We start from the raw sequence: 23,448 nt of genomic DNA, 5'->3' as shown, positions 1-23,448 counted from the left end.
GTGGAGTGATGATCGCAGAGGTGACGACGGCGGACGTGCGGGCCGCCGCCGATCGGCTCGGGCTGGCCGGTCGCGCGGTCTGCCTGCACTCGTCGCTGTCGTCGTTCGGCCGGGTGCGCGGGGGAGCGGACGCCCTCGTCGACGGCCTGCTGGCCGGCGGCGGCACGGTGCTGGTGCCGACGGCGAGCGCGGGATTCGCGGCGCCGCCGCCGGCCGGACACGTCCCGTTGCCGCACAACAGTGAGGACGACGGCTCCATCCCGGCGGTCGCGCCTCCCACCGGGTACGACCCGGCCGGCGACATCGTCGACCGGGAGATGGGCGCGATCCCGCGGGCCGTGCTGGCGCGGCCCGGCCGGTTCCGCGGCGCCAACCCGCTCTCGTCGTTCGCCGCGGTGGGCCCGCTGGCCCGGGACCTGGTCGCCGGGCAGAGCGCGGAGGACGTGTTCGCGCCGCTGCGCGAGCTGGCGGTCCGTGACGGCGCGGTGCTGCTGGCCGGGGTCGGGCTGGACGCGCTGACGCTGCTGCACGCCGCCGAGGAGGACGCCGGGCTGGCGCCGATGGTGCGCTGGGCCCGGGTCGCCGGCGTGCCGGGCGCCGTGCCGACCCGGCACGGCGGCTGCTCCCGCGGGTTCGAGCGGCTTGCGCCGGACCTGGCGACGCTGGAGCGCAGGGACGTGGTCGGCGCGAGCCGGTGGCGCGTGTATCCGGCGGCCGGGGTGCTGTCCGCCGGGGCGGACGTGTTCCGGCGCGACCCGCTGGCCGGGATCTGCGGCCGCCCGCACTGCCGGCGCTGCGCCGCCCGGCTCATCGAGGCGCGGCCCCGCTGACCGCCGCGCCTCGCAGCGCCGGATTCTCGGCCATGAGCCGTTCCAGCCCGGCCCGCTGCTCGGCCGTCAACGGCAGCAGCGGCGTGCGGCAGTGCCCGCCGAACTCGCCTCGGATCTCCAGCATCGACCGGTAGAGCGCCAGGTCGCCGACCTGGCCGAGCGGCCGCCGCGTGTAGAGGTAGCGGTACTGGCGGATCGCCGCCGCCCAGCGGCGGGCCGTCTCCAGGTCGCCGGCCCGCACGGCGTCGTACAGCGCGAGCGCCTCCGTCAGCGCCACGTTCAGGACCCCGCTGATCCAGCCGTGCGCGCCCTCGGCCAGCCCGGACAGCGGCGCCATGAAGCCGCCGTAGAACACGGCGAAGTCCGGGCCGGTCTCGTCGATCACCTCGGGCACCTGGTGGACGGTCGGGAAGGTGCTCTTCACGCCGTGGATGACGCCTTCGCGGTAGAGCAGGCCGACGTCGACGGCGTCCAACTCCGTGGTGCCGCTGTTGGCGGGGTTGTTGTACAGCAGCACCGGCACCGGGCTGGCCGCGCCGACCGTGCGGATGTGCGCGAGCACCTCCTCGCGGTGCGGGCGCATGTAGTAGGGGAGGATCACCAGCACGGCGGCCGCGCCTTCGGCGGCGGCCGCCCGGGTCAGCTCCACCGACTCGGCGGTCGACGCGGTTCCGGTGCCGGCCACGACCGGCACCCGGCCGTCCGTCGCGGCGACCGCCGTCGCCACCAGCCGTACCTTCTCGCCGGGCGACATCGCGACGAACTCGCCGCTGGTCCCGGCCACCACGAGGCCGTGCGCACCGGCGTCGACCAGCGACTCCAGGTGGCGGCGGGTGGCCGGCTCGTCCAGCCGGCCGGCCTCGTCGAACATCGTCAGGCTCGCGGGGAACACCCCGGACAGAGAGAAGCCGTCGCTCATGCCGTAACCCAATCCTTACATAGGACCTATGTCAAGAGACTTGACTACACTTTGACGGTGAACCTAGGGTCCCGTCCATCCCCTCCGGCGGATCGACCACTGAGGAGTGCGTGATGTCGAAGCGTCAGTTCCGAGTCCTGGCCGCTGGGCTGGTCACCGCAGTCGTGCTGGCCGGCTGCGGCGGTGGCTCGACCAGTGATCCGGCCGCGGGTGACGGCGGCGGCAGCCAGCCCACCGGGCCCTTGCGGATGCTCGGAGTGGAGCCCACCCAGGGCTTCGACCCGTCCACCGCGTTCGCCGACGCCTCCCGCGTCCCGATGGCGATGATGTACGAAACCCTCACCGAACGCGACGCCGAGGGCGAGATCGTCGGCGCCCTCGCGGAGTCGTGGGAGATCTCCGACGACGGCACGGTCTACACGTTCACGTTGCGCGACGGCATCGCGTTCAGCGACGGCTCGCCGATCACCGCCGCCGATGTCGTGTTCTCGTTCGAGCGGATGAAGACCGGCGAGGCGCTGCAGGCGCAGCTGGCCACGCTGACGTCCGTCGAGGCCGTCGACGACAGCACCGTCCGGTTCACCCTGTCCGGCCCGATGAGCACGTTCCCCGCGCTGGTCGGCCGTCCGGCCAACGCCGCGATCCTGTCCGAGGCCGCGGTCAGCGCCGACCCCGACTACTTCACCATGCCGACCATCACGTCCGGCCCTTGGTCGCTGACGGAGTACACGCCCAAGAGCCAGATGACGTTCACGGCGAACGAGCACTACTTCAAGCCGCCGGGCATCGAGACCGTCCAGGTGTCGTTCAACAACGACCCGACGGCCAACGCCGCCGCCCTGGAGTCCGGCTCGGCCGACCTCGCCGGCGTCGCCTACTCCGACGCCGAGCGGCTCAAGACCGAGGGCACCCTGCAGGTCGTCCAGTCCGACCAGCTCGCCCCGCTGTTCTGGGGCTGGGACCGGACCAAGGCGCCGTTCGACAACAAGGACGTGCGCCAGGCCGTCGCCTGGGCCGTCGACCGCGAGGGCAAGCAGGAGGCCTGCTGGTTCGGCACGGGCGGTGTCACCTACGGCAACATCCTGCGGCCGTGGGACCCGGCGTACGAGGAGATCAACACCTACCAGGCCGGCAGCCGCGAGGACGCCCTCGCCGAGGCCGCGAGCCTGCTCGACGCGGCCGGCTGGGTCGAGCCCGACGGGGGCGGCACCCGGGTGGCCGAGGGCGTCGACGGCGTCGAGGACGGCACCCCGCTGGCCTTCGAGGTGCCGTACGAGGGCAACTGGCCCGCCGCGGAGTGCCACGTGCAGATCCTGCAGCAGAACCTGCAGGAGGCCGGCATCGAGGTGACGCCGCGCAAGTACGACCCGGCCGCCTACTGGGGCGACGTCTCCGCCGGAGCGTTCACCATGTACCACGGCGGCGCCGGCGCGGCCGACTCGATGGACCTCTACGCGAACTGGTTCGCCACGGGCGGCTCGCTCACGGCGCTGACGACCCACCTCGACGACCCGGAGATCAACGCGAAGGTCACCGAGGCACAGCAGGTCGACGAGGCCACCTCGATCCAGATCATCAAGGAGCTGGAGGAATGGCAGGCCGACGAGCTCCCGATGCTGGTCGTCGGCTACCAGTGGCCGCAGGTCGGCATGACCCAGCGGGTGCAGAACTACAAGCCCGGTGTCGACGCCGACTCGTACACCCTGGTGGAAGCGACGCTCAGCGAGTGACGCACACTGCCGACCAGGGAGGGAGGTGCCCGTGGTCCAGTACGTCGCGCGACGCCTCTTGCTCGCCGTCCCGCTGCTGTTCGGGCTGAGCATCCTGGCCTTCGCCTACGTCCGGGTCATCCCGGGCGACCCGGTGACCGCGATGCTCGGCGTGAACAGCGACCCCGAGCTGGTCGCGCGGCTGCGCGACCAGCTCGGGCTGGACGAGCCGTGGTACCAGCAGTACCTCAGCTGGCTGGGCAACGTCGTGACCGGCGACTTCGGGATCTCGTACCGATCCCGGATGCCGGTCTCGCAGATCCTGATCGACCGGATCCCGGCGACGCTCGAGCTGGCGCTCGGCGGGCTGGTGGTGGGCCTGCTGATCGCCATCCCGGCCGGGCTGTACGCCGGGTTCCGGCGCGGCAGCCGAGCCGACAACGTCATCACCGGCGCCACGCTGGTCGGCCTGGCGACGCCCGGGTTCTGGCTGGGGACGCTGCTCATGCTGCTGCTGGCGCTGCAGCTGGGCTGGCTGCCGAGCCAGGGCTACGTGCCGTTCGGCGTCGACCCGGCGCAGAACCTGCGGCTGCTGGTGCTGCCCAGCCTCACGCTCGGGCTGGCGATCGCGCCGTACCTCGCCCGGCTCACCCGCACCGCCGTCGTCGAGACCGGCGGCGAGCCGAGCGTCTCCTACGCGCGGGCCCAGGGCCTGCCCGAGGGGACGGTGGCCCGCACGGTCGTGCTGCGCATCTCGATGCCGTCGCTGATCGTGGCCATCGCGCTGACCGTCGGTTTCCTGCTGGCCGGTTCGATCATCGTCGAGGAGCTGTTCAACTGGCCCGGCATGGGCCGGCTGGTCGCGGCCGGCGTCAGCGAGCGCGACTACCCGATGATCCAGGCGCTCATGCTGGTCTACGGCGCGATCTTCATCGTGGTGAACGTCGTGGCCGAGGTCCTGCAGGGCCTGCTGGACCCACGGGTGAGGCTCACGTGAGCGCCGTCGCGGCGGTGGCGGCGACCGTCGACGGCCCGCGGACGAAGCGGCGCTGGAAGCCGATCGTCGGCGGCGGGCTGCTCGGGATCCTGGCGCTGTTCATGCTGGTCGGGCCGCTGATCTCCGGATACGACCCGAACGCGACGGACCTGACCGCGCGGTTCTCCGGGCCGAGCGCCGAGCATTGGCTCGGCACCGACGACCTCGGCCGCGACCTGTTCACCCGGATGGCGGTCGGCGGCCGGATGACGATCTTGATCGCGCTCGGCGCGGTCGCGCTGGCGTCGGCCATCGCGGTCCCGCTCGGCCTGCTCACCGGGTACCTCGGCGGCTGGGTCGACCTCGCCGTCATGCGGGTCGTCGACCTCTTCTTCGCCATCCCGACACTGCTGGTCGCGATCGGCATCGTCGGCATCTTCGGCCCGTCGTTCACGACGACGATGCTGGCGCTCGGGCTGGCGTTCTGGCCGTTCTACGCCAGGCTGGTGCGCAGCGCCGTCGTCGGCGTCCGCGACCTCGCCTACACCGACGCGGCCCGGGTGATCGGCGCCGGGCGGTGGCGGATCATCCGCAAGGAGATCGTGCCGGCGCTGCTGCCGCTGCTCATCGTCCAGACGACGGTGCTGCTCGGCTTCGCCGTGCTCGACGAGGCCGGCCTCGGCTTCCTCGGGCTGGGCGTGCAGCCGCCGGACGCGTCGTGGGGTTCACTGCTCGCGCAGTCGCGCGGGTTCGTGCTCAGCCATCCGTGGATCGGCGTCATCGCCGGCGTCCCGATCCTGCTGGTCGTCCTCGGCATCAACATCATGGCCGACGTGCTGCGCGACCGGCTCGACCCCCAGGGGGCCAGCACATGACCGGTGACCAGCCGCTGCTGAGCGTGCGCGACCTCGCGGTGGAGTTCGGCCGGGGCACCCGGGTGTCCCGGCCTGTCGACGGCGTCGGCTTCGAGGTCGGCGAGCGCGAGATCGTCGGCATCGTGGGAGAGTCCGGGTGCGGCAAGAGCCTGACACTGCTCGCGCTGCTCGGCCTGCTGCCGTCCGGCGGCCGGGTGGTGAACGGCAGCATCACGTTCGGCGGCCGTGACCTGCGCGGCGCCGACCCGTCCGTCCTGCGCTCGCTGCGCGGGCGGCAGGTGGCGCTGATCCCGTCCGACGCGGGCGCCGCGCTGAACCCCGTGGCGCGGGTCGGCAAGCAGCTGCGGCTCAGCCTGCGCACCCACCATCCCGACCTCACCGCGCAGCAGCGCCGCGGCCGGGCACTGGACGCGCTGCGGCGGGCTCGGCTGGCCCGGCCGGAGCAGGCGCTGGCGGCGTACCCGCACGAGCTCAGCGGCGGCATGCAGCAGCGGTCGGCGATCGCGCTGGGGCTGCAGAACGAGCCGCGGCTGCTGCTGGCGGACGAACCGACCACCGCGCTGGACGTGTCGATCCAGGCGGAGATCCTGCGGCTGCTGGTGCAGCTGCGCGACGAGCTGGGCACCGCGATCGTCTTCGTCACGCACGACATCAGCACGGTCCGCGAGATCTGCGACCGCGTCGTCGTCATGTACGCCGGCCAGGTCGTCGAGCAGGGCGGTGTCGAGGACGTGCTGACGTCCCCGCGGCACCCGTACACCGCGGCCCTGCTCGGGAGCATCCCGCCGCTCGGAGGCGTGCCGCCGGAGCAGCTGGAGACCGTGCCCGGAATGCCGCCGGACCCGGCGGCCTGGCCCGGCGGCTGCCGGTTCCAGGCCCGGTGCCGCCGGTTCACCGAGCTGGGCGAGCCGGACGAGTGCACGTCGACCTGGCCCGGCAGCGCCGACGGCCTGGCGCTGGGCGCCGCCTGTCACTTCCCATTGGAAGGGGTGCGCCGATGACCGAGCCGCTGCTGTCCATCGAGCGGGTGTCGCACGAGTTCGGCGCCCGCCGCGCGCTGCTCCCGGGCCGCCGTACGCACCTCGCCGTCGACGACGTCTCGCTGACCATCGGCGCCGGCGAGTCGGTGGCGCTGGTCGGCGAGAGCGGATCCGGCAAGACGACGCTGGGCCGGGTGGTCGCGAAGCTGATCACGCCCACGGCCGGCCGGGTGCTGGTCGACGGCCGCGACGTCGGCGCGCTGAGCGGCCGCGAGCTGCTGGCCTACCGGCGCACCGTCCAGATGATCTTCCAGAACACCCAGCACGCGTTCAACCCGCGGCGCAGGATCCGCGACATCCTGGCCGACCCGTACGAGATCCACGGGCTGCCCGCGCCGGACGGCCGCGACGCCGCGCTCGGTGAGCTGCTGGAGCGGGTCGGCCTGCACGCGTCGATGCTGGACCGCTACCCGCACCAGTTCAGCGGCGGGCAGCGCCAGCGCGTCGGCATCGCCCGGGCGCTGAGTCTCGGCCCGCGGCTGATCGTCGCTGACGAGCCGGTCTCCGCGCTGGACGTGTCCGTTCAGGCGCAGGTCCTCAACCTGTTCGCCCGGCTACGCCGCGAGCTGGGGTTGTCGCTGCTGTTCATCAGCCACGACCTGCGTGCCGTCTACTTCCTGTGCGAGCGCATCGCGGTGCTCTACCAGGGCCGGCTGGTCGAGGTCGCGCCGCGCGAGCGGCTGCTGGAGCACCCGCTGCACCCGTACTCGCGCCGGCTCATCGCGGCCGTGCCCGGGCTGGGTGAGCGGGACAGCGCCGAGGTGAGCCAGGCGGAGGCGCCCGGCCCGGCGCCCGCGCCCGGAGTGGCCGCCGAGTCGCCGGCGGCCGCCGCGGGCTGCCACTACGCGTCGCGCTGCCCGCTGTACGCCCGGCTGGGCGCGCCGGAGCGGTGCCGGGCCGAACGGCCCGCGCTGCGGCCGGCCGCCGGAGGGTCGGCGGTCGCCTGTCACTTCGCGACGGAGGGCGAGGAGCCGGGCGCGAACGTCTCGTCGGTGGTGTCGGAGGAGGTCGGGTGAGAATCGCAGTCGTCGGGATCGGCCTGATGGGCCGGCCCGTGGCGCAACGGCTGGTCGACGCGGGCCACGAGGTCGTCGTCCACTCGCGGCGGAAGGAGAGCGCCGAGCCCGTGCTCGCGGCCGGCGCGGCGTGGGCGGACTCCGCGGCGGCGGCCGGCGACGCCGCGGGCCTCGCGATCACGTTCCTGCCGGACCCGGCGACCGTCGAGGACGCCGTCCTGGGCCCGTCGGGGCTGCTGGCCGCGGCCACGCCGCCCGCCGTCGTCGCCGACATGTCCACCAGCCCGCCGGAGCTGGCCCGCCGGCTGGCTGCCGCGGCGGCCGAGCGCGGTGTGGCCGCACTGGACGCGCCGGTCTCCGGCGGCCCGATGGGCGCGGCCGGCGGCACGCTGACGATCATGGCCGGCGGCTCGGACGCGGCGTTCGCGCTGGCCCGGCCGGCGTTCGAGATGCTGGGCACACCGGTGCTGATCGGCGGCCCGGGCACCGGGCAGAGCGTCAAGCTGGTGAACCAGCTGCTGATCGGCGGGATCGCCGGCGGCATCGCCGACGCGTGGGCACTGGCCGGCGCGCTCGGCCTGGACGCGGAGGTCGTCGCCGACGTCGTCGGGCGTGGGCTGGGCGCCGGGCCGCTGCTGGAGTTCATGTGGCCGCGGCTGATCCGTGGCGACCTCGCGCCCGGCTTCAAGATCGACCACATGATCAAGGACCTCACTCTGGCGCTGGCCGCGGGCGACGAGCAGACGCTGGACCTCGCGGCCGGCCGCTCGGCGCGCGAGCGGTACCGCTGGCTGTCCGAGTCCGGCGACGGCGACCTGGGCACCCAGGCGCTGTACCGGCACGCCGTCCGGGCCCGGCCCGGAACCCCGCCCATCGTCGAGGAGGACGAGCGACCATGACCTCGCTGCGGCTGCCCGGCCGCTACTACCGGCTGTACCCGACCATCGACGCGCCGCTCGGTCACGCCGAGGAGCCGCTGGACCTCGGGCTCGACGACACCGCGCTGCTGATCGTCGACGTGTACGGCGCCGGCTTCGACGACGACGTGCCCGAGGGCCTGGACGGCATCTACGAGGTCGACGCCGAGACCCGCGACATCGTCCGCAACCGGATCCGGCCGGTCAAGGACGCCGCCCGCGCGATCGGGCTGCCCACCGTCTACCTGACGAACTACCTGTCGCCCGGCATCGACGCGGGCAACGAGTGGCGCAACCTGTCGCAGCGGGTCTGCGACGTCGACGTGCTGACCGCGTGGAAGCCGCCGACGCCGATCCTGGAGCACTCGAAGGTGATCGCGCCGGACGACGACGACGTGCTGATCCGCAAGCAGTACTACAGCGGGTTCCACGAGACCGAGCTGGACAGCGCGCTGCGCAACCGCGGCGTCCGCAACCTGGTCGTCGTCGGTTTCGACAGCCGTGTGTGCCTCGGGACGACGGTCACCGACGCGCTGTACCGCAACTACCGGGTCGTCGTGCTGCGCGACTGCGTCTCGACGTTCGAGTTCCCGGAGACCCGCGAGGGCGGCTGGGCGAACTTCATGGCGATCCGCCACATCGAGTGCAACGTCGGCTACACGTCGACGGCCGAGGAGTTCCGGGCGGCCTGCGCCACCGTGGAGGTGCCGTGATCGTCGACGCCCACGTGCATGCCGGGCCACCGAAGTACGCCCCGATCGAGCGGTACCGGGCAACGATGGCGGCCTCCGGGATCGGCGGCGCGGTGCTCGTCCAGCATCTCGGCAACAGCGACAACCGGTACCTGCTGGACGCCGTGCGGGCCGACCCCGCGCGCTTCGCCGGCGTCGCGCTCGTCGACCGGGCCGACGACGCCGAGGCGCCGCTGGCCGCCGGGTTCGCCGGGCTGCGGGTGGCGCCGGGCGGCCTGCCGGACGGCAGCGGCGCCGCGGTCTTCGACGTGCTCGCGGCGGCGGGCGCGGTCGCCAGCGTGACCGGCCCGTTCGCCGACGTCGTGTCCGACGGGTTCGCCTCCGTGGTGGCGGCGCGGCCGCGGCTGCACGTCCGGCTGGAGCACCTCGGCTGGTTCCGCTACCAGCCCGGCTCGCCGGACATCCACGCGTTCGACCGGCTGCTCGCGCTCGCCGAGCTGCCGAACGTCAGCGTCATGTGGTCGGGGTTCTTCGCCAACGCCGGCACGCCGTACCCGTACCCGGACGCGCGGCCGTACCTCGACCGCTGCCTGGCCGCGTTCGGGCCGGAGCGGACGATGTGGAGCGGCGACTGGAACCGCGCCGGGCTGGCGGCGGGGGAGTACGACGCCGCCGTCGAGCTGGCGTCCTCGTCCTGGGGCCTCGACGGCGCCCAGGCGGCCGACGTGCTCGGCGGCACCGCCGCGCGGGTGTTCGGCCTGTCCGCCGCCACGGAAGGAGCGCGCTGATGCCGGCCGGAGTCGCGATCGTGGGGCCGGGCGCCATCGGCGACGTGCACGCCCAGGCGCTGGCCCGGCTGGGCGTCACGCCGGTCGCCGTCGCCGGGCCGAAGCAGGACGAGCTGGCCGCGTTCGCGACGGCGCACCGGATTCCGCGGCAGTACACCTCGCTGGACGAACTGCTCGCCGACGACGCCGTCGAGGCGGTCGTCGTCGCGACGCCCAGTCACCTGCACGCGGCGCAGTCGGTGCGAGTGCTCGAGGCGGGCCGGCACGTGCTCTGCGAGATCCCGGTGGGGCTGTCCGCCGCCGAGGCGTCGTCCGTCGCCGACGCCGCCGCCGCGGCCGGGCGGGTGGCCGCCGTCGGGCACACGCTGCGTTACTGGGAGCCCCACCGCCGCCTGCAGGACCGGCTGGAGTCGACCGGCACACTGCCGACGCTGGTCGTGGTGCGGCAGCTGATGCTGCGGCAGACCGACATGGGCTGGACCGGCAAGCTGCGCGACTGGACCGACAGCGCGCTGTGGCACCACGGCGGGCACGCCGTCGACGCCGCGCTCTGGCACCTGCGCCCGCCCGCCCCGGTGACCGTCACCGGCACGGCGGCGCCTGCGTGGCCCGGCAGCGGCGCGCCGATGGACGTCGCCGGCGCCTTCGTCACCGCGGACGGGCGGCTGGCGTCGGTGGCGATCTCGTACCACTCGCGCCAGCCGGTCAGCGACTTCCTCGTCATCGCGCCGGAGCGGACGCTGCTGGTCGACGGCCCGCTGCTGCGCGAGAACGGCGAGGTCGTCTACGACGGCGGCGACGTCGCCACCGTCCAGTTCGACGCCGTCACCGCCCAGGACCGCGCCTTCCTCGACGCCGTCGCCGGTGGACCGGCGCCCCTGGTGCGGGCGGCCGACGTGCTGCCGGCCGCCCGCGTCCTCGCCACTCTGGAAACCGGCGCCCTCCCCGCGACCCCCTGACCCACGTTGATCTTGGAGTTGTTCGGCCATCTATCGGGCAATTCGCCCTCGAAGGCCGAACAACTCCAAGATCAACAAGGTCGCGGGACGACGCGCGCCGGCGGCGGCCCTCAGGCGATGACGTAGAGGTAGCCGTCGTCGGCGGTGACGAGCAGCTCGCTGCGCCCGTCGCCGTCGACGTCGGCCGCCACGACGTCGCCGAGCTTGTGGCCCAGCTCGACCGTCCACTTCACGTGCGGCCGGTCGCCGTCGGCGGCGAGGCAGACGACCCGGCCGTCGGCCGTGCCGACGACGAACTCCGGGCGGCCGTCGCGGTCGGCGTCGAGAGTGATGACGGCACTGCCGGCGGCCCCGACGTCGTAGGTCCAGCGCAGGACGCCGGTCGCGGCGTCGCGGCACTCGAACGTGCCGTCGTTCAGCAGCACCCCCAGCTCGAGCCGTCCGTCGCCGTCGACGTCGGCGATGCCGGGCTGGCGGCCCAGGTGCGCGCCCGGCACGGTGTCGACCCGCCAGAGCGTGCTGCCCGACGGCGACGGCGCGAACGTGACGACGTCGAGATAGTCGAACCCGGCCGCCAGCACGACCTCCAGCGCGCCGTCGCCGTCGACGTCGACCAGGATCGGCGTGTGGTAGAGCCCGACGTGCCCCTGGACGATCCCGGGGTCGGCGAAGTCCGTCCCGTTGACGTCGTAGAGCAGGTCGGCGGCCAGGAAGAACGCGTTGTCGACGCCGTCGCCGTCGGTGTCCGCTGCCGCCGGCGGGCCGACCCACGGGCCGAACTGCCCGCCCGCGTGCCCCGGACCGTCGTTGTCGCGGCTGGCCAGCAGCGCGCCGTCGCGGCCGTCGAGGATCCGCGACACCTCGGTGTTGTAGCCGGCCTTGTTCGCGCCGACGTAGACGTCCAGCCGGCCGTCGCCGGTGAAGTCGCCGAACGTCCACAGGTAGACGCCGTTGGGCCCGGCGAAGGTCGGCGCGGGCAGGTCGTCGAAGACGTGGCTCCACACCTCGCGCCCGGCGCCGTCGAGCACCCGCAGCCGCGACCGCGGCCCGGCGGCGTCGACGAACACCACCTCGGCCCGGCCGTCGCCGTCCAGGTCGGCCGCGGTCGCCGACTGCAGCCCGCCGAGGTACACGTACTCGCCGCGCCCGGGCACCCGCCAGCGCTCCTTGAACGTCCTGCCACGAAGGTCCAGCACCCGGACCTGGTCGAACGCGCTGACGACGACGCTGCTGCGGCCGCGCCCGTCGAGGTCCGCGACGACGGGGTCGCAGACGAGCGCGCCGAGCCGGGTGCTGCCGAGGACGGCGCCCGCGGCGTCCTCGGCGACCAGCTCGCCGGAGGGCCGCTGGTACAGCACCGTCGCCGAGCCGCTGCCGTCGAGGTCGCCGGCGCGGTGCAGCACGCCGCCGTCGTCGCCGCGCGTCCACGTCTGCGTGACCGCGCCGGCGGCGAAGGTGAACCCGCGCAGCTCGCCGCCGGCCCGCACGACGAACGACGCCAGCGGCCCGGCGCGCAGGATCTCGGCCCGGCCGGTCCGGGAGTGCGGGCTCAGCGTCGCCGGGACCGGCGTGTGCGGGTCGAGAACGTACTGGGCGTCCGGGATCGACCAGGCCCGCGTCCACCCGCCGGCGCCGTCGAGCGCGTACAGCTCGAGGTCCGCGACCGCCGGCGGCGTCTGATCCGTGGCGACGCCGACCAGTAGCTGGCTCGCGCCGCCCGCGTCGAGGTCCTGCACGCCCCACAGGTAGCGGTCGACGAGGTCGGCCTTGACCGGCCCGTCGAACCCCTGCAGCGCATCGATGACGACGACGTGCCAGCGCCCGTCGCCGGTGTGGTTGAACAGCGACACCGCGATCTCGACCCGGCCGTCGCCGTCAAGGTCGCCGACGCCGTTGACGGTGGTACGCAGCGACCTGCCGCTCTCGGGGAACTCGACGAACTCGTCCCACAGCAGCGACAGCCCGGTGGCGTCGCTGTCGACGGCGGCGACGTGCAGTGTGACGCCGTCGCAGACCTCGACCAGTTCCAGCCGGCCGTCGCCGTCGAGTTCGATCAGCTGCACCTGGCCGTAGTTGCGGCCGTCGACGTCCGGCCCGGTGATCCAGTCGACGCGGCCACGCCAGCCGGACCCGGTGTCGCGGAGGGCGCCGGTGCGGCCGTCGTAGGCGAGGATCTGCCCGTAGCCGGCGATCACCAGCTCGTTGTGGCCGTCGCCGTCGGCGTCGCCGATGACCAGCTCCGGCGCGTACGCGGGCTGCACGTAGTCGGGCGACGTCCGCCACAGCTCGTAGCCGGCGGCGACGCCCCGGTCGAAGGCGATCGCGATGCCGACGGGGCTGAGGTACGGCCAGACGACGATCTGCTGGCCGGCGACACCGTCGGCGAGCGGGCCGATGCTCATCCAGTCGAGCGCGACGACGGCGCCGAAGTCGTGCGACCACAGGACGGCGCCGGTCGCGGCGTCGAGCGCCGCCACCGTCGTCGTGCCGATGACGACCACCTGGCGGCCGCCGTCGCCGGCCAGGTCGTAGACGCCGGCGATGTCCGCGGGGGAGAGGCCGGGCGCGGACCAGCGCGGCTGCAGCCGCGTACCCGTCGCGACGACCGACCCGGCGGTCAGGAACAGCAGCGACGTCGACGCGTCACCGTCGAGGTCGGCCGCCATCACCCAGGGTGTCGAGCCGCCCAGGTAGGCGCTGGCCACGACCTTCGGCTGCCGGCGCAGGCCGCCGGGGAGCGGCTGGTGGCCGGTGTTGCGGGCGTCGGCGCGGGGAAGCGGCCACTGGCCGGGAGTGGTGCCGGCCGCGCCGGTGACCGCGGTGGCGAGGCCGGGCAACGCGGCCACGCCCGCGGCGGCCGCGGCACCGGCGAGGAACGTTCGGCGACGTACAGGGGGCATGTCGGTCTCCGATCGTCACGGGATGGGGTCAGAGCGTGCGCCGCTCCACGGTTCCGGAGCTGGTGCGCACGAGCAGCTCGCGTACGCCGGTGTCGGCGACGACGTGCGCCTGGGCCAGCGAGCCGTCGCTGCTCGTCGTGTTCGCGGTGGTGAACGTCTTCTGCAGGTGGGGGATCGCGTCGGTGAAGGTCGCGATGCTGGTCAGCGTCAGCGCCGCTTCGTTCCAGTGGTAGGCGCCGGTCTGCCACTTCGGGAAGTAGTACGCCGGCCCGAGCGGGTCGCTGCCGAACCGGGTCGGGCTGATCAGCCACTCCTTCGTCCCGTCGCCGTCGACGTCCACGATGTCCCACAGGAAGACGTCGTCCAGCTCGTACAGCGACGTCGTCGAACCGGCCTGGCTGACGTGCAACCGCCAGCGCCCGTCGCGGAACACGTTGTAGGCCAGCCGCGAGGCGCCGGAGCGCTGCACGAACGGGTGCGCCGGGTAGCTGACCCGGTTCTGGTACCTGTGCCCGTCGCTCGCGTCGTGGGCGTAACTGAAGAACCGGTCGTCGACGGTGTTCGCGGCGGCGTTGTAGACCGAGACGTGCCGCTCGATCCCGCCCCACTGGTCGTAGCTCTGGGTGCCGGTGATCGCGTCCTGGTACAGCGAGTAGTTGCTGGTCCCGGCGAGCAGGACGACCGAGCTCGGGTTGCCGGGGTCGACGCCGACCAGCCCGTAGTTGCGCCCGGCGATGTCGGTGCGCCCGCCGGTCAGGTACGGCCGGTCGGCGACCAGCTGGCCGCTGCCGAGCGCGCCGATCGCGTACTGCACGACGCGGCCGCTGGTCCAGAAGACGGCGCGGTTCTGGCCGCCGACCGACGTGATCAGCCCGTTCGCGACGTGCGAGTACTGGATGTAGTCGGTGCCGGTGGGATACGTGTTCGGCTGCGCGTTGGTGTACGTCGCGTCGTACGACGACGTCGACGGGTAGTAGAGCGCGCCGGCGGTGGTGAACGAGCCACCGGCGAAGCCGAGGTACCAGGATGTCGTCGCGTAGTACGGCGACGTGAACAGCGTGCTGGTCTCGTCGCCCCAGAGCGGTGCCAGCTCGGACCACTGGTGCGTCGGGTAGGGCGTCGTGCCGGGGAACGACCAGCACAGGTCGGTCATCGGGCTGAGCGGCGTGTGCTGGGTGCCGGTCGCGCCCTGGTAGAAGTGCAGCGTGGTGGTCGTGAGCGGGTCGACGCCGCAGGTGCTGCCGGTGGTCGCCGAGATGGTGACGGCGACGTCCGGCCATCCGTCGGCGTCGAAGTCGTAGCCGCCGGACAGCTGCGTGCCGGTGGTGGATCGCGCCCACAGCTGGACGCCGTCCTGGTCGTACGCGCGCAGCTGGCCGCCGCTGACGCGGTAGCCGACGGCCTCGACGCCGGGATGCCCGGCGACGGGCATGATCGGCAGGTAGCTGCCGTCGGCCAGTTGGATGACGGTGCCGTCCTCGGGAGCGACGGCCTGAGCGGGGGCGGCGGTGACGGTGAGGCTCGCGGCGACGATGCCGGTCGTGGCCAAGGCGGAGATGAGGTTCCGGTACAGGTGACGACGTGGCATGGCGGGCTCCTTACCACAGACCTAGGACCTTGGTGACATGACCTAGGTCCTATCATGCAGTGAATTGTCCCGTCCATCCCCAGTTCAGGAGGGGAGACGTGCGGTCATCGGTCCCGAATCGGTCGTACGGCTCGGGGTCCGCGCCCCGCCTCGGCGCGGAGGTGGACACGTCCTATCGTCGGATCCGTCGAGTGTCCGCGCCGGCGCCGACGACACCGCGTCCCGACCCAGTGAGGAACCACCCGATGACCGCTCCGGACGTCTTCCCCCTTGCGCCCACCCCGATCCAGGTGCCCGACCAGGTCCTCGACGACCTGCGCGCCCGGCTCGCACTGACCCGGCCGCCGCTGGACGAGGGGAACGAGGACTGGTCCTACGGCGTCCCGGACGGCTATCTCCGTGAGCTGGTCGCCTACTGGCGTGACGCCTACGACTGGCGCAAGGCCGAGGCCGCCATCAACGCCTACGAGCACTACCAGGTGAGCGTCGCCGGTGTCCCGGTGCATTTCCTGCGCAAGCCCGGCCGCGGCCCGCGCCCGATCCCGCTGATCCTCACGCATGGCTGGCCGTGGACGTTCTGGCACTGGTCGAAGGTGATCGACCCGCTCGCCGACCCGGCCGCGTCCGGCGGAGACCCCGCCGACGCGTTCGACGTCATCGTGCCGTCCCTGCCCGGCTTCGGTTTCCCCGGGCCGCTCACCGGGTTCCCGGACGTCAACTTCTGGAAGGTCGCCGACCTCTGGCACACGCTGATGACCGAGACCCTGGGGTACGAGAAGTACGCCGCCGGCGGCTGCGACATCGGCGCGATCATCTCCAGCCAGCTCGGCCACAAGTACGCCGACGAGCTCTACGGCATCCACATCGGCTCCGGGCTGCCGCTCGACTTCTTCACCGGCGACCGCGCCTGGGACTTCGCCCGGAACCGGCCCCTGACCGACGACCAGCCCGCCGACGTCCGTGCCCGCATCATCGAACTGGACCACCGCTGGGCGTCGCACCTCGCGGTGCACATGCTCGACGGCGCCACCCTGGCCCACGGGCTGAGCGACTCACCCGCCGGGCTGCTCGCCTGGCTGCTGGAGCGCTGGAACGCCTGGAGCGACAACGGCGGCGACGTCGAGTCGGTCTTCACCAAGGACGACCTGCTCACCCACGCCACGATCTACTGGGTGAACAACTCCGTCGCGACGTCGATGCGCTACTACGCCAACGCCAACCGCTACCCGTGGACCCCCGCCCACGACCGCACCCCGGTCGTGCGGGCCCCGGCCGGCCTGAGCTTCGTCACCTACGAGAACCCGCCCGGCATCCACACCGCCGACGAGCGCGTCCGGGCCTTCGAGGCCGGCCCGCAGTCCGGCTGGTTCAACCACGTCAACGTCACCGCCCACGACCACGGCGGCCACTTCATCCCCTGGGAGAACCCCGATGCCTGGGTGAGCGACCTGCGCCGCACCTTTCGCGGCCGCAGGCCCTGAGCGACGTCGCCCGGCGGGGTCAGCCCAGCGCGACCTCGCGCACGACGCCGTCCGCGGTGCCGGCCAGCAGCCGCGACCCGTCGGCGAGCAGGGTCTCGACGGCGGCGCCCAGGCCGGCCAGCAGCTCGCCCGCCGCGCCGGACGCGACGTCGACGGCGATCAGGGAGCCGGCGGCGGTGCCGGCCACGAACGTCGCGGAGCCGAGGGCGACCAGCGGCGGGCGCGCCGCGACCGGGCCGAGCTCCACGCGCCACACCACCCGTCCGTCCGCCACGTCGAAGGCGTCGAGGCGGCCGCCGCGGGTCATGCACCCGACGACGGACCCGGCCAGCGCGGCCTCGCCGGGGAAGTACGTCCACAGCGGCGCGCCGTGCCGCCACCGCACCCGCCCCTGCTCGTCGACCGCGTCGACGCCGTGGATGCCGCCCACCCGCAGCCAGCCGGGCGGTTCCTCGATCCGCACGGGCGTCGTGTAGGCGGCGGTCCAGTCGTCCTTCGCCAGCACCTCACCGCTGTGCGCGTCGCGGACGGTGAGCTGGCCGTGGTCGTCGTATGCGGCGAGCCAGCGACCGGCCGGCGTCCGCGCGACGGCGGGGAGGTTGGGATGCGGGCCCTGGGCGAGGTCCTGCCAGAGGGGCGTGCCGTCGAGCCGGTAGACGCCGACGGCGGCCGTGTGCACGCCGGTCCGCTCGGCCACGAGCAGCAGTCCGGCCTCGTCGAGGAACACGGCGTGCGTCGGCTTGCCTCGGGTGACGACCCGGCCGGCGCGCTCGCTGTCGCCGCCGCCGCTGTCGTAGCGGAGCCGCCAGCACACGACGCCGTCGTCCTCCAGGCAGGCGACGACGACCGCGCCGGACGGCTCGCGGGCGGCGGCCACGGCGCGGCCGGGAAGCGGGAGCTCGGTGTCGTCGGCCCGGATCGCCAGGCTCTCGCGTGGGCCGTCCAGCAGCACGACCGGTTCGGCCCCATGAGCGACGGCGAACGCGGCGGCCCGGCGCCCGGCCGGCCGCACGGCGCCGACGGCGACCGCGTGATCGGCCCCCACCCGGCGCAGCGCACCGTCGCCACCCACCAGGACGACAGCGCCGTCGATGCCGGGGAACGCGCCGGCGACGTCGGAGACGCCCAGGGACGCCGAGGCGCCGCTCGCCGGATCCCACCACGCCGCCTCGCCGGACGGCAGCCGCGTCAGCAGGCCGCCACCCAGCGACACGAGCGAGCGCCGCTCGGCATGGAACGACACCTCGGCCGGCAGCTCGTCGTCGCCGCAGACGACCGGGTGGCCCGGGTGCGTCGCCACGACGCCGAGGTCGGCCAGCCGCACGGCCAGCGTCGGCTCCCGTCCGGTCAGCGGTCGCGACGTCGCGGGGGAGACGACCGCCAGCGCACCCGTCACGCCCCAGAGGTAGTGCCCGGGCAACGCCGCGACCCGCGCGCCGGTGACCGCGTCGTCGATCACCGTCGTCCAGGTCGTGCCGTCGTGATGGCCGGTGACCAGCCACGGGTTCTCGCCCGGGCGTTCCACGACGGAGGTCACCTGCGGGCGCAGTTCCTGCTCGTCGTGCGGCCAGTCCTTCTCGACGAACCGCCCCCAGGCCCGCGACAGCGCGCCGTCGCGCACGCGGGTGACGGCGTAGTACTCCTCGACCTGGCAGCTGACCATGACGACGATGCGTCCGCCCGGCGCGGGAGCCGTCGTCAGCAGGCCGTACGGCCGCGCGCACGGGTAGTCGCCGGGGTCCGGCCGGTACGCGGTCTCCGCCAGCGTCGCGCCGGTCGGCACCGACAGCACGAGCTGCAGCAGCCGTCCGTCCTCGCGCCCCAGCACCAGCCGCTCGCTGCTGACGTCGTCGCCGGTGCCGTACCCCGAGCCGGTCCGCGTCGACAGCAGCAGCTGCGGCGCGCCGAGACCGAGCACGTCCGCCACCACCAGCACGGGCCCGAACCCGGCGTCGTAGTGGCCGCCGAAGTCGTGCACCCACCGCGTCTCGACCGCGCCGCCGGGCAGCAGCTCACGGCAGGTGACGGCGGTCGCGTAGGCAGGCGCGGTGAACCAGAGCCGGCGGCCGCCGACGAGAGCGAGTTTCGACGAGCCCGGACCGGACAGGTTGGTGCCGTCGGGCGTCTCGTCGCGCCAGGTCTCGGCGCCCGTGCGCAGGTCCAGGCGGCGGACCAGCCGCTCGCCGGACAACACCAGCCCGGTGTCGCCACGGACGTGCAGCACGCGGGTCGCCGCCGACGTGGCGTCGGACCACAACCGCGTGCCGTCCCACCGCCACGCCTGCAGGGTCGCGCCGGCCAGCACCAGCACGCACGGCGCGCCGTCCGGGCCGGTGAACTCCGCGACCTGGCGGACGTCGGCGCCGGTCGCCCAGCGCCGGACGACGCGTGGCGTCAGGGCGCCGTCGCTACCGGGCCGGGCCGTCATGGCGGGCGGCAGCGGACCAGTAGCCGAGCGCCCGGTGGACGATCCCGACGGCACAGCGCTCTGCTGCGTCGCCGTCGCGCGCGGCGATCGCCTCGATCAGGGCGACGTGCTGCTGGTTGGTCTCGTCGTGCCCGACGCCCTTCGACCGGGTGATCTGGGCGCCGCGGCGGCGTTCCTCGGCCAGCGTCTCGGCGAGCACGCCGAGCATGCTGTCGACCAGCCGGTTGCCGCAGGACCGCGAGATCAGCTCGTGCAGCTGCAGGTCGGCGGGGACCCGCGCGTCGAGGTCGTCGCCGGTCTCGAGCACCCGGGCCAGCGCCGTGCGCATCTGCGCGATGTCGTCGTCGGTGGCCCGCTCGGCGGCCAGCCGGGCCGCATGGCCCTCGAGCAGCGCGCGGAAGTCCATCAGCTCGTCGATCGCCGACGGGTCGGTGTCGACGAGGAAGCGGATGTAGTTGCCCATCGCGGTGGGGCGCAGGCTGCCGACGACGGCCCGCTTGCCCTGCCGCGTGGAGATGATGCCCTCGTTGTTCAGCGTGCGCAACGCGTCGCGGACCACGCGCTGGCTGACGTCGAACCGCTCGCCGTACTCCGCCTCGGAGGGCAGCTCGTCGCCGGGTTGCAGGCCGCCCTTGGAGATGTCGGCCCGGATCCGCTCGGCCACCTGGACGCCCAGGGGGACGCGTCGTCCGTGGTCGGACAGTCTCCGGGTGAGGCGGTCCTCGTCGCTCGTCGTGGTCGCGGGCTCGTCCATCTCTGTGCCTGATCGCGCCACCGTGGCGTCACATCCTTTCAGCCGTTTCCGGGGTTGGCCGGGCACGAGCATAGTTCAGCACTTGCTAAGTAAACACCTAAGTCCTAGGTTCTAGGAAGGAGGTGCCATGAAGATCGATCGAATTCGCTCGTGGCCGGTGGATTTCGGCTTCTACAACGCCGTGTACGTCCAGGTGGAGACCGACGACGGCGCGGTCGGGGAGGCCGAGGTCGCCATGCGGCGGCGGACGCGGTCGATCGTGGCGTTGCTCGAGGAGCTCGGCGACGAGCTGCGCGGTCAGGATCCGACCCGGATCGAGCAGCTCAGCGAGCGGATGTACCGCGACGCGTTCCTCGGCGGCACGCTGCTGACCATCGGCATCAGCGCCGTCGACATGGCGTTGTGGGACCTGAACGCACGGATGCTCGGCGTGCCCGTGCACCGGCTGCTCGGCGGGGCGTTCCGCGACGAGGTGCGGGTCTACACGCACGCCCGGGCCGGCGAGTCGCCGGAGGCGCTGGCCGAGACGGTGCGCGCGCGGGTCGCGGCCGGGTTCACCGCGATCAAGACCACGCTGCCGGGGTTCTACGAGAAGGTGACCAGCGTCCGGCACGACCGCGTGCAGCTGGTCCCGCCGCGGCAGACGGAGACCGAGCTGCTGCCGCCGTGGATCTTCGGCCACATCGCCGAGTACTTCGCCGCCGCCCGCGAGGCCGCCGGGCCGGACGTCCACCTCATGGTCGACTGCCACGGCCGGCTCAACGTGCCGAACGCGATCCGGCTGGCCGAGGCGCTGGCGCCGTACGACCTGACGTTCATCGAGGAGCCGGTGCCGTACGAGCGGCCGGACTGGCTGCGCGAGGTGTCCAGCCGCGTCAGCACGCCGATCGCGGCAGGTGAGCGCTGGGGCAACCATCTCTCCAGCGCTCCGTTCATCGAGCAGCACGCGGTCGCGGTCGCACAGCCCGACGTCGGCATCTGCGGCGGGCTGACGGCGGCCAAGAAGATCGCCACCCTCGCCGAGGCGCACGGCATCTCCGTCGCGTTCCACAACCCGTTCGGGCCGCTGCAGAGCGCGGCCACCTGGCAGCTCTCCGCGACGCTGCCGAACTTCCTGCTCAGCGAGTCGATGATCACGCCGGAACAGGCGCCGTACTGGGAGCGCTACGTCGAGGATCCGCCACGCGTCGCCGACGGCGTCTGGCGGGTCGACGAGTCGCCGGGGCTGGGGCCGCGGCTGCGGATCGACGAGCTGGAGCGGTCCGAGCCCCGGTTCGCGCTGGACCTCGGCGGCACCCGATGACCGCCCCGTTCGACGTGCTGATCGAGCACGGCACTGTCGTCGACGGCACCGGCAACCCGGCCTTCACGGCCGCGGTCGGCATCCGCGACGGACGGGTGACGCTGCTGCGCGGTGCGACGGCGGACGTGGCGGCGCTCGAGCGGATCGACGCGACCGGGCTGATCGTCGCGCCCGGCTTCATCGACCTGCACAGCCACTCCGACCTCGTCCTGCTCGGCGACCCGGACCTGGAGATGAAGGTCCGTCAGGGCGTCACCACCGAGGTCATCGGCGTCGACGGGCTGTCCTACGCGCCGTTCGACCGGCCGGCCGACCTGAACGCCTTCGCCGAGCAGAACGCCGGCATCGCGGGACTGCCCGCGGAACCGCTGGACTGGCGGTCGATCGCCGATCAGCTGGACGCCTACGACCGCCGGGTCGCCGTGAACGTCGCGACGATGGTCGGCAACACCGCGCTGCGGGTCAACGCGCTGGGCTGGGAGCCCGGCGTCGCGGGCGCCGCCGCGCTGGACCGGATGCGCGGCCAGGTCCGCGACGCGATGTACGACGGAGCGTTCGGACTGTCCACCGGCCTGGACTACCCGCCGGGCGCGCACGCGACGACGGACGAGCTGATCGCGCTCGCGGCCGAGGCGGCGGAGCTCGGCGGGATGTACCACACCCACGTCCGCTACGGCCTCGGCGACACCTATCTCGACCCGTTCCGCGAGGCGGTCGACATCGCCCGCCGGTCCGGTGCGCCGCTGCAGGTCACGCACTTCTCCCGGTCGGCCCGGGCGACGTACACCGGCGGCGCGCAGCGGATGCTGGACCTGCTGCAGGACGAGCGCGACGCCGGGCTGGACGTCACGTTCGACACCTACACCTACGAGTGGGGCGGCACGCGGCTGAGCCGGCTGCTGCCGCTCTGGGCGCAGGAGGGCGGGCCGGAGCGGCTGCGCGAGCGGCTGGCCGACGCCGCCACCCGCGACCGCATCGCCGCCGAGGTCGAGACCAGCGGCGCCGCCCGCCAGTACGTCGCCAGCGCGCCGTTCTCCGACCTGCGGCTGGGCTACCTCACCAGTGCCGAGTACGACCGGTTCGAGGGCTGGTACCTGTCCGAGGTGGTCAGCACGCTGGACGTCTCGCTGGGCCGGGTCGTCTGCGGGCTCGTCGCCGCCAATCCCGGCGCGACGTTCACCCGGCCCAGCCCGCACGCGATGACGCTGTGGAAGTTCGTCTGCCACCCGCTGGGCATGATCGCCAGCGACGCGGTCTTCATCGGCCTGGCGCCGAGCCCGCGCGCATACGGCTGCTTCACCCGGGTGCTGGCCGACTTCGTCCGCGAGGAGCGGTTGCTCACGCTGCCGGAGGCGGTGCGCAAGATGTCGTCGTTCCCGGCGCAGCGGCTCGGACTGTCCGACCGCGGCGTGCTGCGCGACGGCGCGGTGGCCGACGTCGTGCTGTTCTCGCTGGACCGCAGCCTGGCGCCGGCCAACTTCGAACGCCCCCGGCAGCTGGCCGAGGGCGTCACCGACGTGTTCGTCTCCGGCACCGCGGTGCTGCGCGACGGCGCGATGACCGGTGCGCGGCCGGGCCGGGCGCTGCGCGGGCCCGCCTACGGCCGTGCGCCGTCGGCACCGCTCGTGCCCACCGCTCCGGAGGCGCTCGCCGACGACTAGGCGCCCCCGCCCCCCGCCCCCGCCGCCACCGCCCCATGATCATCAATGATCCAACCACCTATGGAGGGGTGGATCATTGATGATCATGGGAGTGGGCGTGGGCGTGGCGGGTGGCTCGTCGGCGCCCACCCGGCGCGAGAGCAGGTCGGTCTCCGGGTCGATGAGCAGTCGCCGGGCGGCGTCGCTCGCGGTGTCGCGATAGGTCGCCGGCAGCGCGTCGACCACCTTCAACATGGCCGACCTCCAGCTCGCGGGCCAGCGTGTCGGCGGTCAGCCGGCCGCGCTGACGCAGCAGCAGCACCAGCGAGACCAGCCGGCCGGCACGCATGCGAGGACGCTATCGGAATACCTGACCGAGGATGTCGTGATCTGCCGGAGGGCTGAGCGACGTACGGACTCGCGATGCAGCGAATGGAGGTCGTCCGGCTCAACGTCTACGCCACCGACGTGGATCTGCTCCTGGAGCACCACGGCGTGCTGGCGTCGCGGCCGGGCGCCGCGCGGGTGGCACCGGCCACCACGATGGTCGGGGTCACCCGGCTGGTGGTCGTCGGCCAGCTGGTCGAGCTCGAGGCGACCGCCGTCGCGTGATGCCGGGGTCGCCGTCTCCGC

General features: G+C 73.5%; 18 protein-coding genes and 2 pseudogenes. 14 read left to right on the top strand and 6 right to left on the bottom strand.

Annotated elements, in window-relative coordinates:
* Positions 1 to 8: 8 nt before the first annotated feature.
* Complete coding sequence (locus DZA62_RS11080; protein ID WP_116948935.1) at positions 9 to 830, top strand: AAC(3) family N-acetyltransferase; 822 nt, start codon at positions 9 to 11, stop codon at positions 828 to 830.
* On the opposite strand, the gene DZA62_RS11075 is transcribed toward DZA62_RS11080, so the two are convergent.
* On the bottom strand, positions 808 to 1,749 hold the full coding sequence (locus tag DZA62_RS11075; RefSeq protein WP_116948934.1) for a dihydrodipicolinate synthase family protein: 942 nt from the start codon (positions 1,747 to 1,749) through the stop codon (positions 808 to 810). The genes DZA62_RS11080 and DZA62_RS11075 overlap by 23 nt on opposite strands.
* Positions 1,750 to 1,862: 113 nt before the next feature.
* Between DZA62_RS11075 and DZA62_RS11070 the strand changes: the two genes are divergently transcribed.
* The 9 genes from DZA62_RS11070 to DZA62_RS11030 are packed head-to-tail and all read left to right on the top strand — an operon-like array spanning position 1,863 to position 10,721.
* On the top strand, positions 1,863 to 3,479 hold the full coding sequence (locus tag DZA62_RS11070) for an ABC transporter substrate-binding protein (protein WP_116948933.1): 1,617 nt from the start codon (positions 1,863 to 1,865) through the stop codon (positions 3,477 to 3,479).
* 31 nt (positions 3,480 to 3,510) lie between these two features.
* A complete protein-coding gene (locus tag DZA62_RS11065) occupies positions 3,511 to 4,455 on the top strand; it encodes an ABC transporter permease (protein WP_116948932.1) in 945 nt (314 codons plus the stop codon).
* Positions 4,452 to 5,309 (top strand): ABC transporter permease, encoded by an 858-nt coding sequence (locus DZA62_RS11060; RefSeq protein WP_116948931.1) that lies wholly within the window; start codon positions 4,452 to 4,454, stop codon positions 5,307 to 5,309. The genes DZA62_RS11065 and DZA62_RS11060 overlap by 4 nt, the downstream gene beginning before the upstream one ends.
* The gene (locus tag DZA62_RS11055) at positions 5,306 to 6,310 is read left to right on the top strand and encodes an ABC transporter ATP-binding protein (RefSeq protein ID WP_116948930.1); all 1,005 of its coding nucleotides are present in this window, start codon (positions 5,306 to 5,308) and stop codon (positions 6,308 to 6,310) included. The genes DZA62_RS11060 and DZA62_RS11055 overlap by 4 nt, the downstream gene beginning before the upstream one ends.
* On the top strand, positions 6,307 to 7,365 hold the full coding sequence (locus DZA62_RS11050) for an oligopeptide/dipeptide ABC transporter ATP-binding protein (RefSeq protein WP_116948929.1): 1,059 nt from the start codon (positions 6,307 to 6,309) through the stop codon (positions 7,363 to 7,365). The genes DZA62_RS11055 and DZA62_RS11050 overlap by 4 nt, the downstream gene beginning before the upstream one ends.
* Positions 7,362 to 8,264, top strand: coding sequence for an NAD(P)-dependent oxidoreductase (locus DZA62_RS11045; protein ID WP_116948928.1), 903 nt, complete (start codon positions 7,362 to 7,364; stop codon positions 8,262 to 8,264). Before DZA62_RS11050 ends, DZA62_RS11045 begins: the two co-directional genes overlap by 4 nt.
* Positions 8,261 to 8,995: an isochorismatase family cysteine hydrolase gene (locus tag DZA62_RS11040; protein ID WP_116948927.1), complete on the top strand. Its 735-nt coding sequence runs from the start codon at positions 8,261 to 8,263 to the stop codon at positions 8,993 to 8,995. Before DZA62_RS11045 ends, DZA62_RS11040 begins: the two co-directional genes overlap by 4 nt.
* Positions 8,992 to 9,762, top strand: a complete 771-nt coding sequence (locus tag DZA62_RS11035; RefSeq protein ID WP_116948926.1) for an amidohydrolase family protein — start codon at positions 8,992 to 8,994, stop codon at positions 9,760 to 9,762. Before DZA62_RS11040 ends, DZA62_RS11035 begins: the two co-directional genes overlap by 4 nt.
* A complete protein-coding gene (locus DZA62_RS11030) occupies positions 9,762 to 10,721 on the top strand; it encodes a Gfo/Idh/MocA family protein (protein WP_116948925.1) in 960 nt (319 codons plus the stop codon). The genes DZA62_RS11035 and DZA62_RS11030 overlap by 1 nt, the downstream gene beginning before the upstream one ends.
* A 110-nt stretch (positions 10,722 to 10,831) precedes the next feature.
* On the opposite strand, the gene DZA62_RS11025 is transcribed toward DZA62_RS11030, so the two are convergent.
* Both DZA62_RS11025 and DZA62_RS11020 read right to left on the bottom strand, forming a co-directional pair.
* A complete protein-coding gene (locus DZA62_RS11025; RefSeq protein ID WP_157987598.1) occupies positions 10,832 to 13,621 on the bottom strand; it encodes an FG-GAP-like repeat-containing protein in 2,790 nt (929 codons plus the stop codon).
* A gap of 28 nt (positions 13,622 to 13,649) precedes the next feature.
* Entirely contained in the window at positions 13,650 to 15,209 is a 1,560-nt protein-coding gene (locus tag DZA62_RS11020) for a hypothetical protein (protein WP_116948923.1), read from the bottom strand.
* A 245-nt stretch (positions 15,210 to 15,454) separates the two neighbouring features.
* Between DZA62_RS11020 and DZA62_RS11015 the strand changes: the two genes are divergently transcribed.
* Positions 15,455 to 16,690 (top strand): epoxide hydrolase family protein, encoded by a 1,236-nt coding sequence (locus DZA62_RS11015; RefSeq protein ID WP_116948922.1) that lies wholly within the window; start codon positions 15,455 to 15,457, stop codon positions 16,688 to 16,690.
* Between the two features lie 19 nt (positions 16,691 to 16,709).
* On the opposite strand, the gene DZA62_RS11010 is transcribed toward DZA62_RS11015, so the two are convergent.
* Both DZA62_RS11010 and DZA62_RS11005 read right to left on the bottom strand, forming a co-directional pair.
* Positions 16,710 to 19,118 (bottom strand): outer membrane protein assembly factor BamB family protein, encoded by a 2,409-nt coding sequence (locus DZA62_RS11010; protein WP_116948921.1) that lies wholly within the window; start codon positions 19,116 to 19,118, stop codon positions 16,710 to 16,712.
* Positions 19,099 to 19,872: a FadR/GntR family transcriptional regulator gene (locus DZA62_RS11005; RefSeq protein WP_198663635.1), complete on the bottom strand. Its 774-nt coding sequence runs from the start codon at positions 19,870 to 19,872 to the stop codon at positions 19,099 to 19,101. The genes DZA62_RS11010 and DZA62_RS11005 overlap by 20 nt, the downstream gene beginning before the upstream one ends.
* Before the next feature lie 127 nt (positions 19,873 to 19,999).
* Between DZA62_RS11005 and DZA62_RS11000 the strand changes: the two genes are divergently transcribed.
* Both DZA62_RS11000 and DZA62_RS10995 read left to right on the top strand, forming a co-directional pair.
* Positions 20,000 to 21,175: a mandelate racemase/muconate lactonizing enzyme family protein gene (locus DZA62_RS11000; RefSeq protein WP_116948919.1), complete on the top strand. Its 1,176-nt coding sequence runs from the start codon at positions 20,000 to 20,002 to the stop codon at positions 21,173 to 21,175.
* Positions 21,172 to 22,836 carry an N-acyl-D-amino-acid deacylase family protein gene (locus DZA62_RS10995; protein ID WP_116948918.1) on the top strand — a complete coding sequence of 555 codons (1,665 nt, stop codon included), beginning with the start codon at positions 21,172 to 21,174 and terminating at the stop codon, positions 22,834 to 22,836. Before DZA62_RS11000 ends, DZA62_RS10995 begins: the two co-directional genes overlap by 4 nt.
* Before the next feature lie 102 nt (positions 22,837 to 22,938).
* Here the strand turns inward: DZA62_RS10995 and DZA62_RS37550 are convergent.
* Positions 22,939 to 23,164 (bottom strand): annotated as a pseudogene (locus tag DZA62_RS37550) (hypothetical protein); the annotation flags it as partial.
* An 89-nt stretch (positions 23,165 to 23,253) separates the two neighbouring features.
* Here DZA62_RS37550 and DZA62_RS10985 point away from each other — a divergent pair.
* A pseudogene (locus tag DZA62_RS10985) lies at positions 23,254 to 23,427 on the top strand (RidA family protein); the annotation flags it as partial.
* Positions 23,428 to 23,448: the final 21 nt, after the last annotated feature.

It is taken from the genome of Jiangella endophytica, assembly GCF_003427025.1.
Taxonomy (GTDB): domain Bacteria; phylum Actinomycetota; class Actinomycetes; order Jiangellales; family Jiangellaceae; genus Jiangella; species Jiangella endophytica.
This window is presented reverse-complemented; position numbering and strand designations above follow the sequence as displayed.

Coding starts and splice junctions, on each gene's coding strand:
- DZA62_RS11080 (WP_116948935.1), top strand. CDS start 9: ATGATCGCAGAGGTGACGACGGCGGACGTGCGGGCCGCCGCCGATCGG.
- DZA62_RS11075 (WP_116948934.1), bottom strand. CDS start 1,749: ATGAGCGACGGCTTCTCTCTGTCCGGGGTGTTCCCCGCGAGCCTGACG.
- DZA62_RS11070 (WP_116948933.1), top strand. CDS start 1,863: ATGTCGAAGCGTCAGTTCCGAGTCCTGGCCGCTGGGCTGGTCACCGCA.
- DZA62_RS11055 (WP_116948930.1), top strand. CDS start 5,306: ATGACCGGTGACCAGCCGCTGCTGAGCGTGCGCGACCTCGCGGTGGAG.
- DZA62_RS11050 (WP_116948929.1), top strand. CDS start 6,307: ATGACCGAGCCGCTGCTGTCCATCGAGCGGGTGTCGCACGAGTTCGGC.
- DZA62_RS11040 (WP_116948927.1), top strand. CDS start 8,261: ATGACCTCGCTGCGGCTGCCCGGCCGCTACTACCGGCTGTACCCGACC.
- DZA62_RS11030 (WP_116948925.1), top strand. CDS start 9,762: ATGCCGGCCGGAGTCGCGATCGTGGGGCCGGGCGCCATCGGCGACGTG.
- DZA62_RS11025 (WP_157987598.1), bottom strand. CDS start 13,621: ATGCCCCCTGTACGTCGCCGAACGTTCCTCGCCGGTGCCGCGGCCGCC.
- DZA62_RS11020 (WP_116948923.1), bottom strand. CDS start 15,209: ATGCCACGTCGTCACCTGTACCGGAACCTCATCTCCGCCTTGGCCACG.
- DZA62_RS11015 (WP_116948922.1), top strand. CDS start 15,455: ATGACCGCTCCGGACGTCTTCCCCCTTGCGCCCACCCCGATCCAGGTG.
- DZA62_RS11010 (WP_116948921.1), bottom strand. CDS start 19,118: ATGACGGCCCGGCCCGGTAGCGACGGCGCCCTGACGCCACGCGTCGTC.
- DZA62_RS11005 (WP_198663635.1), bottom strand. CDS start 19,872: ATGGACGAGCCCGCGACCACGACGAGCGACGAGGACCGCCTCACCCGG.
- DZA62_RS11000 (WP_116948919.1), top strand. CDS start 20,000: ATGAAGATCGATCGAATTCGCTCGTGGCCGGTGGATTTCGGCTTCTAC.
- DZA62_RS10995 (WP_116948918.1), top strand. CDS start 21,172: ATGACCGCCCCGTTCGACGTGCTGATCGAGCACGGCACTGTCGTCGAC.